The 16,118-nt window shown below is 42.1% G+C and carries 19 protein-coding genes; 7 read left to right on the top strand and 12 right to left on the bottom strand.

Going from position 1 to position 16,118, the window contains the following annotated elements:
- Positions 1 to 37: 37 nt before the first annotated feature.
- Both V7K60_RS10550 and V7K60_RS10545 read left to right on the top strand, forming a co-directional pair.
- On the top strand, positions 38 to 871 hold the full coding sequence (locus V7K60_RS10550) for a CPBP family intramembrane glutamic endopeptidase (protein ID WP_334925252.1): 834 nt from the start codon (positions 38 to 40) through the stop codon (positions 869 to 871).
- A 37-nt stretch (positions 872 to 908) separates the two neighbouring features.
- Positions 909 to 1,847, top strand: a complete 939-nt coding sequence (locus tag V7K60_RS10545; protein ID WP_334925251.1) for a S1 RNA-binding domain-containing protein — start codon at positions 909 to 911, stop codon at positions 1,845 to 1,847.
- A 160-nt stretch (positions 1,848 to 2,007) separates the two neighbouring features.
- On the opposite strand, the gene V7K60_RS10540 is transcribed toward V7K60_RS10545, so the two are convergent.
- The 4 genes from V7K60_RS10540 to V7K60_RS10525 all read right to left on the bottom strand — a co-directional run bounded on the left by V7K60_RS10540 (position 2,008) and on the right by V7K60_RS10525 (position 6,005).
- A complete protein-coding gene (locus tag V7K60_RS10540) occupies positions 2,008 to 2,250 on the bottom strand; it encodes a hypothetical protein (protein WP_334925250.1) in 243 nt (80 codons plus the stop codon).
- Between the two features lie 51 nt (positions 2,251 to 2,301).
- Positions 2,302 to 2,940 (bottom strand): pentapeptide repeat-containing protein, encoded by a 639-nt coding sequence (locus tag V7K60_RS10535; protein ID WP_334925248.1) that lies wholly within the window; start codon positions 2,938 to 2,940, stop codon positions 2,302 to 2,304.
- Positions 2,937 to 4,325 (bottom strand): DICT sensory domain-containing protein, encoded by a 1,389-nt coding sequence (locus V7K60_RS10530; protein ID WP_334925246.1) that lies wholly within the window; start codon positions 4,323 to 4,325, stop codon positions 2,937 to 2,939. The genes V7K60_RS10535 and V7K60_RS10530 overlap by 4 nt, the downstream gene beginning before the upstream one ends.
- Positions 4,326 to 4,412: 87 nt before the next feature.
- Positions 4,413 to 6,005: a photosystem II high light acclimation radical SAM protein gene (locus V7K60_RS10525; protein WP_334925244.1), complete on the bottom strand. Its 1,593-nt coding sequence runs from the start codon at positions 6,003 to 6,005 to the stop codon at positions 4,413 to 4,415.
- Positions 6,006 to 6,598: 593 nt separating this feature from the next.
- Between V7K60_RS10525 and V7K60_RS10520 the strand changes: the two genes are divergently transcribed.
- The 4 genes from V7K60_RS10520 (at position 6,599) to V7K60_RS10505 (ending at position 9,092) form a co-directional block, all read left to right on the top strand.
- Positions 6,599 to 6,994, top strand: a complete 396-nt coding sequence (locus V7K60_RS10520) for a DUF1830 domain-containing protein (RefSeq protein WP_334925242.1) — start codon at positions 6,599 to 6,601, stop codon at positions 6,992 to 6,994.
- Between the two features lie 122 nt (positions 6,995 to 7,116).
- Positions 7,117 to 7,578 carry a DUF4079 domain-containing protein gene (locus V7K60_RS10515; protein ID WP_334925240.1) on the top strand — a complete coding sequence of 154 codons (462 nt, stop codon included), beginning with the start codon at positions 7,117 to 7,119 and terminating at the stop codon, positions 7,576 to 7,578.
- 54 nt (positions 7,579 to 7,632) lie between these two features.
- Positions 7,633 to 8,199, top strand: coding sequence for a hypothetical protein (locus tag V7K60_RS10510; protein WP_334925239.1), 567 nt, complete (start codon positions 7,633 to 7,635; stop codon positions 8,197 to 8,199).
- A 119-nt stretch (positions 8,200 to 8,318) separates the two neighbouring features.
- The gene (locus V7K60_RS10505) at positions 8,319 to 9,092 is read left to right on the top strand and encodes an ABC transporter ATP-binding protein (protein ID WP_334925237.1); all 774 of its coding nucleotides are present in this window, start codon (positions 8,319 to 8,321) and stop codon (positions 9,090 to 9,092) included.
- Between the two features lie 68 nt (positions 9,093 to 9,160).
- Here V7K60_RS10505 and V7K60_RS10500 read toward each other — a convergent pair whose 3' ends face one another.
- Complete coding sequence (locus tag V7K60_RS10500; protein ID WP_334925235.1) at positions 9,161 to 9,934, bottom strand: response regulator transcription factor; 774 nt, start codon at positions 9,932 to 9,934, stop codon at positions 9,161 to 9,163.
- Positions 9,935 to 10,519: 585 nt separating this feature from the next.
- Here V7K60_RS10500 and V7K60_RS10495 point away from each other — a divergent pair.
- Complete coding sequence (locus tag V7K60_RS10495; protein WP_104907495.1) at positions 10,520 to 10,768, top strand: DUF6761 family protein; 249 nt, start codon at positions 10,520 to 10,522, stop codon at positions 10,766 to 10,768.
- A gap of 345 nt (positions 10,769 to 11,113) precedes the next feature.
- Here the strand turns inward: V7K60_RS10495 and grxD are convergent, their stop codons facing one another.
- The 7 genes from grxD to V7K60_RS10460 form a co-directional block, all read right to left on the bottom strand.
- Positions 11,114 to 11,437, bottom strand: coding sequence for a Grx4 family monothiol glutaredoxin (gene grxD, locus V7K60_RS10490; RefSeq protein WP_094349509.1), 324 nt, complete (start codon positions 11,435 to 11,437; stop codon positions 11,114 to 11,116).
- Between the two features lie 87 nt (positions 11,438 to 11,524).
- Positions 11,525 to 11,782: a BolA family protein gene (locus V7K60_RS10485; RefSeq protein WP_292859473.1), complete on the bottom strand. Its 258-nt coding sequence runs from the start codon at positions 11,780 to 11,782 to the stop codon at positions 11,525 to 11,527.
- A 222-nt stretch (positions 11,783 to 12,004) separates the two neighbouring features.
- Positions 12,005 to 12,613, bottom strand: coding sequence for a hypothetical protein (locus V7K60_RS10480; RefSeq protein ID WP_334925233.1), 609 nt, complete (start codon positions 12,611 to 12,613; stop codon positions 12,005 to 12,007).
- A 640-nt stretch (positions 12,614 to 13,253) separates the two neighbouring features.
- Positions 13,254 to 14,012 carry a lysophospholipid acyltransferase family protein gene (locus V7K60_RS10475; protein ID WP_334925231.1) on the bottom strand — a complete coding sequence of 253 codons (759 nt, stop codon included), beginning with the start codon at positions 14,010 to 14,012 and terminating at the stop codon, positions 13,254 to 13,256.
- Between the two features lie 113 nt (positions 14,013 to 14,125).
- Complete coding sequence (gene tadA / locus V7K60_RS10470) at positions 14,126 to 14,611, bottom strand: tRNA adenosine(34) deaminase TadA (RefSeq protein ID WP_334925229.1); 486 nt, start codon at positions 14,609 to 14,611, stop codon at positions 14,126 to 14,128.
- 386 nt (positions 14,612 to 14,997) lie between these two features.
- Positions 14,998 to 15,312 (bottom strand): glutaredoxin 3, encoded by a 315-nt coding sequence (grxC, locus tag V7K60_RS10465; protein ID WP_334925227.1) that lies wholly within the window; start codon positions 15,310 to 15,312, stop codon positions 14,998 to 15,000.
- A gap of 49 nt (positions 15,313 to 15,361) precedes the next feature.
- The gene (locus V7K60_RS10460) at positions 15,362 to 15,934 is read right to left on the bottom strand and encodes a DUF981 family protein (protein ID WP_334925225.1); all 573 of its coding nucleotides are present in this window, start codon (positions 15,932 to 15,934) and stop codon (positions 15,362 to 15,364) included.
- Positions 15,935 to 16,118 lie beyond the last annotated feature (184 nt).

Here is a 16,118-nt window from a genome sequence, read left to right as displayed (position 1 = left end):
TTTAGAGTATTGACTGGTGTTTGATGACTTACTTGGTATGAAAGAAAACCTTGTCCGTTTAGCTGAACGCCCTGCCCCTATTAGGCTGGGTGCTTTTATTTTGACTTTACTGTTGCTATGGTTGCCATTGGCTACACCAATATACTTACTAGTGTATGATTCAAACTTAGAAAGTATATTGACATTGGTATTGTTATATGCAGTATTTATTTTTCTCCTGAGATTATGGGGTAAATATGTCTACCAGCAGCCCCAAATTCTGCGGCATTATGGCTTAGAATTCACGCGGCAAAATGGTGTGGATTTACTGCGTGGCTTGGCTCTGGGCATAATTAATATTCTGATACTTTTTGGGGTAGAAAGTTTGTTGGGTTGGTTGGTGTGGCAACAACCGAAAGTCTTTTTGCTGAAAGTGATTTTAGAGGGTTTACTTGTTGGCTTAGGTGTTGGATTTGCTGAGGAATTGTTATTCCGAGGCTGGTTGCTAGATGAATTACAACGAGATTACAGTCCACGTGTGGCACTGTGGACAGATGCAACTGCGTTTGCTACATTGCACTTTATTAAACCTTTGGAGGCAATTATTCATACACTGCCGCAATTTCCAGCTTTAGTACTGCTGGGGTTAACGCAGGTATGGGGAAAGCGTTGGCAAAGGGGACGCTTGGGTTTCCCAATTGGTTTGCATGGTGGTTTAGTTTGGGGTTACTACATTATTAATGTAGGTAAATTAGTGAAATATTCTGGTCAAGTTCCTGATTGGGTAACTGGTGTGAATAATAATCCCCTACAAGGAGTGATGGGGGTGTTGTTAATGAGTGTACTAGCTTTGTGGATACGAGGGCGAACTGAGCGATCGCTTCATATATGAAAATCAAGATAATGAATTATGTTAAGCCCACTATGCTATGAGCTTTAGTTTAGATAGCTTTCAAATCGGCGATCTCATCACTGGAAAAATCATTAAGCTGGAGTCTACAGGTGTTCTAGTCGATTTTTATACCGATCAACTAGCTTATGTTCCACTATTAGAGCTATCACTCACTGAGATTCAGTCCCCAGAAGAAGCCGTGCAACTAAATGAAATTCGAGAATTTTTGGTTGTGGGTAATTACGATGGCGAACATGAGATTTACTTCTCGAATTGTTCACCTGAGACACTGAAAGATAGCGATCGCTTGTACGAAACTACATTGTATCTGGCTTCTGAAAAATGTGGTCATCCTATCAATAGAGAAGACCTGATCGTACACACCAAAATTCTTGCTGTTCATGGAGGCGGATTATCAGTAAGGATTTGCTGGTTCTTATGTTCTCAAGAGCATCCTCCAACGGTTTCTTTTTCAATTCGCCAACTAGAGATGCGAAAAGCATGGGAACGGGTACGCCAATTGCAGGCTGAAGACGTAACAATGTATGGAAAAATACTTCAAAAAACTTCGAGGGGTGCATTAGTGAAAATTGAGGGTTTGCATGGCTTCATTCGTACTTATGTTGATAAGCATAGAGAAGAATTGATAGTAGGAGAGGAACTTCCACTCAAGATTATAGAAGTTAGAGAGGAGTATAATCGGCTAATACTGCTCCATCGCTCTATTTCAATCAGACTCAGACAGTTGCAGGTTGGTCAAATTGTTAGCGGCACTATACGGCTTATCAGAGACTATGGTGTGTTCGTCGATATTGGAGATTTATATGCCTTGTTGCCGACCTCAAAAATGTTCCATCCATCTGTTGACAATCCAAACCAACTCTTCAAAATTAATGACCATTTAAAGGCAGCGATCATTAAATTAGATCCTGAAAACGGTCAAGTTGTTCTAGAGAGTTATGGAAGTTCGGCATAACAACCTTGATATAATAGACTGCTAAAAGCCTTTGGTGCTGACTTCAATCTTACTTGCAGCTGCCGACCGTAAATATTCTACATGAGCTTAAGGTATAAATCATTGTGTATTTCGGATGGAAATAAAAACGATCGCTATAATTCACCTTGGGCGATCGCACCTACGCCACATTTTTGACTGAGATAATTCCTTCACCACACCACTGAATCAGTAGCCATCTGTCAGAATCTTTATCCAGTGCTGGCTTGAGACGGAAATTAAAAACCTCTTGCCATACTTCTACTCCATACTGGAATACAAAATCTGCCTCTAGTTCTTTGAACTGTTCCCATTGCCGATTTGCGATCGCAGTCAACATGGGAATAATTGCGGTAATTGAGACTTGTGCGGCGACGGGTGTCATTTGCGGAAATTTTAACAATACCCAAGTATACTGGGCTTTTTGGTAGAATCTTTATGCAAGAGTCTCAACCACAGTACCCACTACACACGCCTTATTCAAATTAACGCCGCTCAAATTTGCACCTTCTAACTCTGCACAGAGTAAATTCGCCCCTGAAAAATTCGCTCCCGCCAAATTCGCCCCCCGCAAGTCAGCTTCTTCCAGGTTTGCTTCACTCAACAAAGCCCCTTGTAAATCAGCGCGACTTAAGTCTGCACCTTTAAGATTTGCCCCAGTCAGGTTTGCACCGCGCAGATCAGCACCGCGCAAGTCTACACTTTGTAAGTTCACATTCATCAAATTGGCACCACTCAAGAAAGCACCCATCAATGACACATCACTGAGTCTTGCTCCCATCAAGTTAGCACCACGCAAATTGCTACCCCGCAAGTCAGCGCCTGTTAAATCTGCTTGCATCAAGTTTGCTCCCATCAAGTTCGCCCGCAAATCAGTTTCTTGGAGGTTGGCTCCCATCAAATTTGCCCCCTCCAAATGCCCACCTTCGAGTTTAGAACCAGCAAAATTAGTGCCAACAAGGGTAGCACCAGCAAGATTAATCCGGCTTAAATCCAGTCGAGAGAGTTCCTCGTCTTCTAAATTTGCCCCTGAAAGTTGTTTGAGTTTTCCTAATTTAATGGCTTCAATATTCATGTAAAGTAACTACCAATCTCCTCACTTATCTTGCTTTGGCTATCCCATTGGGAATCAAGTATCCAGATACCGGCGCTGACTTTGGGTGTCATCAAGGGTAAGTCAAGTCCTTGTTGTAAACCCATAACTAACAAAGCTAAGGTATCTACAAGTTTAGGGTCAAAGCGAGTAGATTGTTGCTGTCTGCACTCATCTAAAGCTTGAGTAAATATTTGTTCTCGACTTTGATTTGAGGATTTTTGCTGATTGACTCGCCACTGAAAGTCTGCCAATAATGCTAAAATTCTCGACTCTAGGGGAATTTCATCTCCAGCTAAACCTGCTGGTTCCCCTGCGCCATTCCACCACTCGGTTTGGTGAGTGATAATTTGGGCAACGGCTCGCAGTCGTGGCATTGTTCGCAATACTTGCGCCCCTGGTATTAAAGGACAACTTGGTGCATCTTCTTGGTAGCGTGTCGGTATACTACCAGAATTCAGGACACTTTCTGCATTTTGTAACGGATCTATGCGATGCAACAAAGCCGCTAGCCGTAACCTCTTAATCTGCCATGCGGGAAGATCCAAAAGCTGGGCGATCGCTTCAGCAAGAACTACTACTTCTGCAGCTGCCATTGGATTGTTGACATCTGCCATATCCATCAGTTGCGCCATTCGCAAAAAGGCTTGGATTTCGTTAGAAACCAAGTTGCGATCCAGCGTTTGTTTCTGAAGTGCTGTGGGGATAGATAAATTCTCTTGCCCAGTCTGGAGGTAATCTACTACACGGGAGACAACTGCACCTAAATTTTGGGATCTGTCCATTGAAGGTACAATTTGCTGTTTATCGGCTGTGAGTTTTTCTGCCAGTTCTGGGTTGTATTTTTTGATGTGAGCGATCGCTATTTCTGCTGTCTCTTGCACTAACCCTGGCTCAAATGTCCACAAACCATAGAATTTGCGCTCTAAGTCTGATGTCGGTACTCCAGTGCTGCCATAATCAGCCTCAGATAATTCTTGACAAATTACCATTGCTGTGTATTTAGAAGACAAAATAATTAAGTGCCACTCCTGCGCTACTGGATCGACTCGATCTAATGCTACTAAGTCTACATTGGGTAGCTGGCTGGTAGGATGTTCAGCAAAGCCGGATTCAGCGGCAGCCATGATGGCAATTTCGCGGCTACACTGGGCGATGTCTGCATATCGTTGAGCTTCTTGTAGATACCATTTACCTTGTTGGAAGGCTGTGATCACTAAGGGTGTACCGTCATCGGTTAAGATATGGTCTTCAAGAGCGTGGCACAGGGCAACTAAGGTATTTTTGTAGTAAACACCGAATCTAATTGGCCTGGTGGTGTGGCGATGGGCTGTTTCTAGCTGTTGTAGGATTGAACCTTCTAACATGGGATTTGGTAAAAATAACCGCAGAGGCACTGAGTAAAAGAGGGGGAGAAATTCAGAAACCTGAATATCCCCACATCCTGGTGTTTTCTAGGATACACCTGCTAATTGTTTTTCTTTCGTCTCTAATGGTGCTGTCAGTGCTGCTTCTAAGTCAGTACAACCCAGCTTTTCTTCTAAGATTTTCATGACTTCACGCCCGAAGTCGTTGGGGTTTTGTTGCCAAGCTTGCAAGCAGACTTCGCCGAAGAATGAACCAAGGGGTTCAGGATTCCAGAGAAGTTTTTTGGCTGTCCACGGCATCAAACTCATTGGATCATACCCTGGTTTGAGGATGCCTTCTTTGAAAGCGTATTCTTCTAAATGGGTATGGGGTTGTAGTCCAATAAAGAAGATGGCAGGTTCGACTTTATCAGCGCCAAAAATCCGTTCTAGTTCACGGTGGTAAGCGATGGTTTGACGGATGGTTTCGGGACGTTCGTCAATGACGTTAAAGGAGTAGTTGACAGAAACTAAGTCGTTGAAACCAGCGGCTTTTAAGTCACGGCAGTTTTGCAAAACGTTTCGCAGGTTATACCCCATCCGCATTTTTCGCACGAGTTCTTGAGAACCACTGGTAATACCGATTTCAAAGTAGTTCATCCCGGTTTTCGCCATCAACTCACACAATTCGGGTGTCAAATTGTCGGCTCTGATATATGCTGCCCAGTGGATATCTGTCATACCAGAATCGACGATTTTTTGCAATAGTTCAACAGCGTCGGCGATAAATTTTTTCGCGGGGATGAATTGGGCATCAGTAAACCAGAAGTTGCGAATGCCGCGATCGTATAATTGACGCATCTCAGCAACGACTTCATCTGCTGGGTTGATGCGTACTTGTTTGCCTTCGACGACGGTATAGACGCAATAACAACAGTTGTGAGGACAACCACGTTTAGTTTGTACACCTATATAAAAGTCTTGCTCTTGCAGGTAAAAGTTAAATTCCGGCCAGATACTTTCGATATAGTCGTAGTTACAAGCTGTTTTTTCTATTGGGGTAGGTTGTTCGTGAATTAGCCGTTGACGTGGTTGAGTTTCTCCGGCAACGTAACAGCGTTCATCTCGAAAATCTTTGCCACTTAAAAGTTTTTCCAGCAGGGTTTCGCCTTCACCCACAGAAATAATTGTTCCTTGAGGTAAACTTTTACCCAATTGTTCGTAAAATACGCTGACTGCACCACCACCCACAACTACACGAGCATCAGAATTATATTTTTGGGCACGCTTTAAACCGCGTTTGATTAAGCTCTGATTTTGCCACAACTCTACATAGTAAGCGATGAAGATTCGTAAACCGCCCAATCCGCCGCGTAGTTTCAATAGAGGATTTTTGGCGTAGTAAAATTCAAAAGCGTTTTGCAGCGGATTGCCACCACGTCCACCAACTGGGGCATAAATTTGAATATCCCGCCAAGAAAATACTAGTAGTGTCGGTTTAAATTCATCAATACAGCGATCCAAAGCCGAACTGTAATCTAAAGGTGGCACTGTTCCCAAATCAAAGATGCGCTGTTCAATATTAGGAAACTGCTTGTGGACATGATCGCTCAGGTAGACAACCCCAATAGGAAAGATGGGGTTACAAGGAAGGCGAACGTAAAGAATTCGATTTTCCATCATCTGTGTTTTAACTTCCATCTTGCCAATCTGTGGAGAAAGCGAGAGAAACATCCATCCAGTCTTAAAGTGTGTGCTTGTTTTATTTTGTTTTATTTATCGCAATCGTGCTTGACATTTCAACCGATTATTGGTACTCACGAAGCTGCCGTTAGCAACTGCGGAAAACGCTAAAATTTCTATACATAAAACATACATAGAATCTATAGAGAGCTTTATGAGAACATTTTTTCATATAGCTTTACCATAACATTGAGTTTATTCATTAAGCGATGATCCCTGCCGATTAATCCTGGGATAGATGAAACAGCAAAACTTACTTCTTCGCTATGCTAAAAGCAAGGGGATCATTGTTATGTCAATTCCCTAATGATCTGCTTTAAGAGAATTGAAACTTTCATACCAGAAAAAAATATCAAAAACTTTTATCTATAGTGTATAATTCTAAAAAAGGTGTGAATATTTACAAAATTTTTATAACCAAAAATATATCTTTAGACAGAAATAATCTACAACTACTCAGTTGGTATTCGCAGTTACAGCAACTGGGGATCAGTGGGTGCTAGGCTTGGCTAGTGTAATGTAAAATTGTGGCGTAAAGCTCCTCAGCAGTTATGGCTCAAATATTAGATCCTCTACCACCTGAGCAATCAGGAAAAATTCTCTGCTGCTACATTAATGCCACGAGCAAAATACAGGTAGCTCGCATCTCCAATATTCCCAGTTGGTACTTTGAAAGGGTTGTCTTCCCTGGACAACGTTTAGTGTTTGAAGCTCCGCGAAAAGGTCAAGTGGAGATTCATACAGGGATGATGGCAAGTGCAATTTTATCCGATAAGATTCCGTGCGAGCGCCTGATGCTCGAAGAACCCAGTACTAATGAGTTTGATACAGACTCATCAGATGAAAAAGACCCTTTTAATACCAAACTAATGGTGCAGCAAATTAATACAAAAATCGGAGATACTACAAAACCCTTGCAAATCCTTGGTTTAGCCTCGGTTGATTAAAAAAAACAATTTTATCTAAATTTAAGGGTTGCTAATTCAGCAGCCCTTTTTGTTTATTATTTATTGGGCATTGGGCATTGGTTATTCTTCTTGTCCCCCTCATCTCATCTACAATCATTCTTATGAATCTGCCTTCATTTCTTTGGTTGTGGAAAATAGCCGCCTGGTCAATGGGATTATCCCTGCTGGCATATCTGATGTTAGCAGTTACTGGTGTTTGGATGTTTCGGGGGAGAACTTCGCAGCAATTCCCTTTTATTACGCCATTTATAGGCGGTAATAAAGGGGTGCGATCGCTCCACTATACAATGGGCATCAGCATGGTAAGTTTAGTGTTACTACTGCTAGCGATCGGTATTGTTGGCACTTTCGGGCACTTTGGTTCTTTAGGTCACTCATCACACTTAATCGCTGGATTGATAGTGGTAGCACTAGTTTTACTGTCTGCTTTCAGTGCCACCCAAATTAGCGTTAGACGACCTTGGGCTAGACCCTTACACATCAGCGTAAATATTATTCTGTTTGTAGGATTTGCCTGGGTATCCCTAACTGGTTGGATTGTAGTGCAAAAGTATTTACCGTGAACTACCAGGGACATAGACCTACCCTACAATCAAGAAAAGCATTGTAATTGAGCCGTGACAGCAAACTCAGCCAACATCTCAACTTCTGTTTTTCGTTTGTCTCCTTTGATTCGGATAACGTTGCTGAGTCTATACATAGCACTCACAGTGCCATTACCTTTTTTATCGCAGGTAACAGCTGCACCCGTACCTCCAGAATTATTGTGGATAGGGATTGGCATCGGTTTAGTTGCCTTGTACGCGGTATTAACTGAACAAGTAATGGTAGATGACCAAGGAATTCAGGTTACTTACCCCGCCTGGGTGCCTCGCTTTTTTCGTAAAGGCTGGTCTTTACCTTGGTCACAAGTTAAAGAGTTAAAACCCCGCACCACTGGCCAAGGAGGGCTAGTTTATTACTTCCTCAGCCAGGATGGAAAAGCTTATTTACTACCGATGCGTATAGCTGGATTCGCCCGTTTGGTGCAAATTGTCCAAGTAAAGACGAGCATTGACACCACCGATGTTCGCCCTTTAGCGCAGCCCTGGATGTACTTGATTTTACTAGTATTCACTCTGCTGCTACTATTAGTCGATGGCTGGGCGATCGCTACAGCGTTAACTACCAGACAATTAACTTAAAATTGGGAATTGGGCATGGGGCATTGGGAATTGGGCATTGTCATCAATTCCCACCAGTTATTCTTGTCCCTCTCCCCCATCTCCCCCATCTCCCTCATCTTCCCCACTCCCCACTCCCCTTGAATACAGCAAAAGCCACACTCAGGCTAGAGCAAGTTAATCTGTTTACAAAGCTGAAAACCCAACTTCCCGGCAATCAGCAGGGATACCCCATATTGCAGGATATTTCCTTAGAGGTATTCCAGAGCGAACGCATTGCCATTGTAGGCCCAGTAGGTGCTGGGAAAACTTCGTTATTACACCTCATCAACCGCCTAATTGAACCCACGAGTGGTAAACTCTATCTAGAAAATCAAGAATATCGTCAAATTCCCGTCATCCAACTACGGCAGATGCTTGTACTTGTATTGCAAGAGTCAAAGTTATTGGGGATGACAGTTGGGCAAGCCTTGGCTTATCCTTTAGTTTTGCGTGGTTTGCCCAAACAGACAATTCAGCAACGAATCGATTACTGGACAGAACAACTGCACATTCCCAGTGAATGGTTAGGGCAAACAGAGGTACAACTTTCTGCAGGACAACGACAACTAGTAGCGATCGCTCGTGCCTTAGTCATCCAGCCTAAAATATTATTATTAGATGAGCCAACCTCTGCCCTCGATACTGGTATGGCTTCTCATCTAATGCAAGTCTTAACCCAGTTGAGTCAAATTCATCAAACCACGATTCTGATGGTAAATCACCAACTGGAACTAGCCCAGATGTTTTGCACTCGGTTATTACATCTGCAACAAGGTCATTTATTGGCAAATCAAAGAGTCTCAGAGATAGACTGGATTGAATTACGAAAAGGCCTGATTCAAGCAGAAGCTCAAGACGATTTTGGATTTTAAATTTTGGATGAGTCAGGAGATAGGAATCAGGAGTTGTTTTCTTACTCCTTCTCACCCCAATGCCCCATTCACACTTGACTACTGGTAAGTGTTGAACGTTGATTATTAAATCTTTCTCGAGCTAACTTTGTTGTTTGTGACTGTGAAATATTGGTATTCAAAATTTCCATGTTAAAACGGTATCCAACATTGCGGATAGTTTGAATCAAATTGGGTTGCCGGGGATCGAGTTCAACCTTTTTTCGCAGTGATAAAACGTGAGTATCAATGGTACGAGGGTTATCGATAGCGTCAGGCCAAGCACGACGCAGCAATTCTGATCTACTTAGAGGTACTCCTCCAGCTTGTGCTAAAACGTACAACAAACTGAATTCCTGGGGTGTTAAGTCAATAAACTCCCCTTGGAAGCGGACACGACGCTGAACTAAATCGATTTGCAAAGTGCCATAATCCAAATAAGCTGGTGCAGTAGGTGTGCGCTTCCGGCGAATCAATACCTCTACCCGTGCCAAAAACTCTTGCATCCCAAAAGGTTTGCTCAAGTAATCATCTGCACCCGCCTTTAAACCTGCAACTATATCAGCTTCACTATTACGGGCAGATAGCATTAAGATTAGAGGCTGCTGCTGACGATGCAACCAACGACAAAACTCAATGCCATCACCATCAGGCAGGTCTGCATCTAAAACTACCAGTGTTGGTTGATGGCTTAAAAATACTTCCCTTGCTTGATAAATACTGGCAGCTTGATGCACGCGGTATTCCAGTTGTTGCAAGTGCCAACCCAATAACGACCTCAGATGGGGATTCCCCTCAATGATTTCTATACAAACCGAACCCACGGTGGCAAGACCCCTTAGCGTCGATGACTTTCAAAGTAACAAGCCCATCTCTAAGGTTTTGTAGCCTTTGTTACTTCAATTGCGATTAACTTTACATTTCCTAATAAAATAAGTGGCAATATCTTTAATTTATGCCTTGCTGATAGGAGATTAGAAATATTATTAAATTTTTATTAAATTTCTCGAAAGAGTTGTTAAACTTATGAAAAGTTCTTTTAGCTTAACATTTTGCTTTTAGATGGGTGGAATGTGGCAAATATCTATAACCTAACCAGCTAACCACTACTACAACAGCTTTTGAATGTGATGGTGAAAGTGAATTTTTTTGCAAAAATTTAGTGCTTCTATCCAGGAACATAACATCAATACAATTGGCCTGTTGATTGTGAAAATCAAAAAAAATAATTTAGCAGCTAACTAGAATCGATGTTTTCTGGAATAGGATTAAAGTAGCTTGTAGCTGCTATGAGGGTAATACCCAAAGTAGATGTGTTGACTTTGAGTTTATGCCAAAGTGAAATTACACTTCACTTTTTAGCGTGAATCATTTACAATTCTCATTCCAAAGAGATTAATACAGCAGTTATGCTCCAAGACACACAAACCATCCGCTATTACCAAAGACTCACCGACGCCTTCGTCGAGCTATGGAATCGCGGTTATCGCACGGATGATATGCGGATGTATTTGGATGGATATCTAGCCGCACTACGACATAGCAACGTCATTGAACCTTTTCTGATTCATCGCCTAGAAGAGGAAGCCAGTCGCTACTTGTACGATGGATCAAATTTTGCAGTGCCGCAACCACAGCCACAACCCGATTACTACTAAAGTACTAACCTGGCCATTGATAGTAACCGTTAATTACAGCAGATCATTATAGCATATTATCTGTATTGGTCAACGGGTTGTAGTGGTGTGAAATTTTGGAGATATTGTATTGATTAAACGCATCCCCTCAGCCCTATATTGGTTTTGCCAATCAGACTGAGGGGATTGTTGGCTAGCTATGAAATCAAGCCCAACAAAGAGTATTTTTGTCAGAAACCAATTAAAAAACCCTTGAAAGGGGAGAGAATATAGTGTCTCTCCTTTCAAGGATATTAAAAACGGCAGATTGCCTTGATTGCGAAGGGCAAATTCAGCAGCATACCGTTTAGTTTGCGTGAAGAAAGATTAAGAAGCTAATGCTACTTCTACCTTTTCCTGCAACTCACCTTTTTGGTACAGTTCAATCAAGATATCAGAACCGCCAAGGAATTCACCATTGATATATACTTGGGGGATTGTGGGCCAACTAGAGTATTCTTTAATACCTTGGCGAATTTCAGGGTCTGATAGAACGTCAACCGTCTCAAAGGGAACTCCCAAGGTATTGAGAATCTGCACAACGTTGTTGGAGAAACCGCATTGGGGCATTAACTTGTTTCCCTTCATGAAAACTAAAATCTTGTTTTCTTGTAGCAAGCTATCAATTTTGTCTTTGAGTTCTGGAGTCATGGTATTTGTGTTTCCTATGTTGGATTCAACAGTGAGGAGTGAGAAATGAGGAGTCAAAATTCATAACTCCTAACTTCTGACTCTTATTTACGAAGCTGCTGTTGCTTGCCAAGCTTCGGGAGTGTATGTTTTCACCGCCAAGGCATGAATCGCTTCAGTTGACATAGCTTGACCCAACGCACCATAAACTAACTGGTGCTGTTGCACTAGTCCTTTACCTGCAAAGTGCGATGAAACTACTGTCACCTGATAGTGGTCGCCGCCCCCAGTCAAGTCTTGCACCTGAACCTGTGCGTCAGGCAGTTCCGCCTTGATCATTTCCTCAACCTGTTGCGGACTAATCATCGCAATTCCTGAAAAAACTTACTTTTCTATTATTAACAGATATAGAGCAAATGCCTGTGCCAACTTCAGGCTTTGGCAAGGCTGTAGACAAAGGCGCCTCTGGGGTGTATTGCTTGAAAACGCTCAGGTTTTGGTTACGGCGGATAGCTCTATCTTAGCACTGGGGCGTTCCCAAGCAACTGCTTAGGAAAATGTAGGTAAAAGAGCTAACAAAAATTTAATTTATTTTTTTGGTGATGAAGAGGATGAATTACCACCTTCTCTGGGATAGGGTGAATCAACAAAACCCAACTCAAACAACTGTTTATAGGCTTTCTTGCCTAAATCCCGTGTCGGGTTTTGACTCTTAATTATTTGAACTAACAACGGTACAGCTAATTCTGGCTGATTTTGTGCCCGATGTACCAATGCTAGCTGAAAGGTGGCTTCATCTCGCTTTTGGGCTGTTAATAGAGCTTTTTGACGCTGAGAATCAGAAACTCTGTTGTCAATTCCCGAAAAGCTAGAATTTAACTCTTGATAAAAATTAGATAGCTGATTATAAACTTGACGTGCTTCTTGCAGTTTCTTGGCAGCTAAAGGGTAGTTTTGAGCAGAAACGGCTTGTTCTGCATCTTTTACTAAGCGATCGCCACCTGCAATGCTCAAAAGGCTGTTATTTTCGGTTATGGGGCGGAGATTATTAGGAGCGTTGGGGTCAATGAGTTGTGGTTGGCTGGTAGTGCCTGGTGACTGTGATACCTGAGCATTCACAGGTGATAGCAGGCTGAGGACTGCTATAACTGATAAAACAGTACGGTGCATCAAGGTAACAGCGACAGCAGTGTTCATGGGATCAATTAGTGCGACAACTATATAAAAGAGTTACGGAAACTTCGGGTATCTTAACTCTGTTTTGGTCTTGGACAAAGCAAAGTTACATCCTAAGTATCTCTGATTTAGACTAAAAATCAGTTTAATAGAGTTCCCATTACCCCTGTATACCAACTAACTTATATCGCTGTGATGAGCGATACCTATGGGGGAGTGCGTCACCATCTGCTTAACTACCAAGTTTCCTCCCCAAGAATTATCTCAGGTTAACTGGGATATTTGGCAGGAGAATTTTCCCAAAGCACTGCTCGAAGTATTTGTGTAGGCATCGCACCAAACAAGTTAAGAATGGCGATGTCTTCAGTCGGCCTTTCCCAACTTTTATTTAACTGTCTGACTAAATAGTGAAAATATTTATCATCAGGCAATTCAATAGTTTGCAGGCAATTAATTAGCTATTGGCTCAAAAAAATGCCAATTTGGCTAAATATATCATCAATAGAGGGTAATCTAGATATACATACTCAAAGGTCGTAAAACACCACTAATCTTTTGTGACTTACTCAGGATGAATATAGCAGTTAGCAATTATTGTCAAATATTCAAAAAGTGCAGTTTCTGAATTATGCACGGTCAATGATTATAAGGTTTGACTGTATCAAGAATTAGTAATTTCTGCAAATGCGTGGTTAGTAACTTTTGTTTCTTGATGGCTCAATTGTTGCAATGCCTTTGCTAAATCAGTTGTAATGCTTTTGGCATCTTGTTTTATAGAGCCATTCATGTAATCCACGACTTTGATTGGAGAGCCAATGTCAATACTCACATCTGTACCCCAATTGGGATAAGGTTGGCTGTAGTTAATGCCTACGGGTATAATTTTCACTCCCAGCCCGGAATGACTAGATTCAGCACTCAAAGCAAGACGAGCAATTCCTGACTTCAACTGGTGAACTTGGCCATCACGAAAAATGTTACCTTCTGGAAAGATTACCAGGGTTTTTTGCTGCTGAAGTAGTTCTACTCCATGTCGCAGCGTGCGGATTGACGGATGCTTAGAATTTACAGCAAACCCCCCCAAACGTTGGACAAACCAGCCTTGCAAACCTTGGCATTCGTCAATAGTCACCATAAACCGCAAGTCTTGTTCTCTCCGACAATCAGAGGTAGCGTAAGGTACGAGCAAGGCATCCCAACGCGCCCGATGAGTAGGCGCAAGGATCACAGGCCCAGTTGTAGGGATATTTTTTTCTCCGGTTATTCTAATTTGTCCAAAGAATAATGGTAATAGGCAGTGACGCCCTAATAAATATGCCAGGGGACTTAACCAAGGAGAAACCCTTGAGGTAGTGCTATCTACCTGAGGATTTGCTGAGGTGTGCTGGCAGGTATTGGATGAAGAGTAAAATTCCATCATGACGGATGCAGCTGATTGACGGGTAAAAATTTAACGAAAAGCCTGATTAGTTACACCGTAGATTCTCTTGTGTGACTTGTGTCGTACTAAATGGACAGTTTTACCTCTGTCCGTTATTTTACCCGACGCCGCTTAGTGGCAAACCAAGCCTGTAATTGCTGACGACAAGCTGACTCTAGTATGCCTCCGATTACCTGTAAGCGGTGATTAGAAGCAGCGCTATCGGGGATGTTAATAACTGTACGAATTGCGCCAGTTTTTGTATCGTCTACTCCATATACAAGTAGTCCTAGTCGTGATTGGACGATCGCACCTGCACACATCGGGCAAGGTTCGAGAGTTACATAGAGGGTGCATTCATTAAGATGCCAATTTTGTAAAGTTGTTGCCGCTGTCTTGAGAGCGAGAATTTCCGCATGAGCGGTAGGATCTTTGTCGCGCTCTTTTCTGTTTTCTCCTTGCGCTAGCAATTTGCCTGTCGAATCAATGATAACAGCACCTACAGGGATTTCACCTGCTTCACCTGCTGTTTTTGCTAATTCTAGGGCATAACTCATCCATTGTTTATGTATAAGATATTCTGTATACTTAGTTAGCATATTCTTATCAATTCGATATTCCTTGCGCTACAGTTTACTGGCACTTTGTCAAGCTAGTTTTGAGGGTTTAGGGTTTGTAGTAAGCACTTTAATGCTTAGAAAATTAACCTTATTTTGTCAGAGTGGGAGAACCCAATGGCTGAAAGCCTTTTGGTGCTTTGATTTCCGATTTTTTACTATAGATTTTAGTTATTGTTAGAAAATAAAGCCTCAAAGCTTTATTAATTCACAATTTCAGAATCTGGGTTCAATTCTTGTTTTCCGACAGAGACAAAACAGGATTAAGGACTAAAGTCCTTACTACAAACTTGCTCACCGAGCAATTTAAAATCAAAAATTGCCCAACATAGCATCACCAAGGAAATTGTTGGGGGCTAATCTGATTTCTAAATAGCAGCTTGGGCTAAAAGGGGATCGAGTTGACTTTGTGTGTCTAACTGATAGAGGTCATCGCAGCCGCCAATGTGCTGGTTATTGATAAAAATTTGTGGTACTGTACGGCGACCGTTGGCGCGTTCTGCCATTTTCGCTCTGGCTGCTTTGTCGCCGTCGATTTTGTATTCAGTAAAATTTACACCTTTCCACCACAGCAGTATTTTGGCACGAATGCAGTAAGGACAAGTTTGCCATGTGTAAAGTTCGACGTTGGCTTTGACTCGCTCTGGATGGCGATTTAAAAGGGGATTAAGAAAGTCCAGCATATTGATCTTAAGCAAGGTTTTCACTATGTCTCTAGCCTAGATCAATTGCTTACCGCATCGGCGCTGGAACCCACTTTTGGAAACTCTCTAAATGATTCCAGTAAGATAAATATCCAGTCAATGCCCAAATTAGAGCGGCTACTATCAGCACTGCTACGCCAATTAGCCGCCAAGTTCGGTTGGTTTTCCAATAAAGAGTTGGTGCTGCAAAAATACCACCTAACCCAGTTAAAATAAAGCCGATTCCTGATAAAAGCGGTTGCTTTGTCAAATTCAAGTTGATGATCCGGATACCCACTACGATCGCAACTGCACCAGCAAAGAAGCCGTAAACTGCGATTGTCAATAAATCCCAATTTTGAGCCAGGGCGATCGCAGCCGCCACAAACAAGATTCCAAATAGAATACTTGTCTCACCGAAGGCAATGTTAAAGCTACCCATTATTGGCCAGGTGAAGCTCATATGTAAACCAGTTGTGAGTGCGATCGCACCTGTAATTCCAAATCCTGGAATCCACAGTCTTTGATTAGAACTATCTATACCACGATACACATAGTCAGCTAGGAGAAATAACCCAGCTACCATGTTGATTAACATTAGTGTGATGTAGTCGATAAACACGATTCACCTCTGAATTTGACAAGTTATTTACTCTGCGCCTCGTTTTTTAGTTTTTGGTGAATTCACCAGCTTTTTTCTTTATTATTTTATACCTAAAGATAAACACTGAAGAAAAGCAATATTCTAGATATACACTGCTACCCATTTTTGCCAGTTTTTAACTTAGTTACTTGTAAACAGGTTT

The organism is Nostoc sp. (assembly GCF_036917555.1).
GTDB lineage: Bacteria > Cyanobacteriota > Cyanobacteriia > Cyanobacteriales > Nostocaceae > Nostoc.
This window is presented reverse-complemented; position numbering and strand designations above follow the sequence as displayed.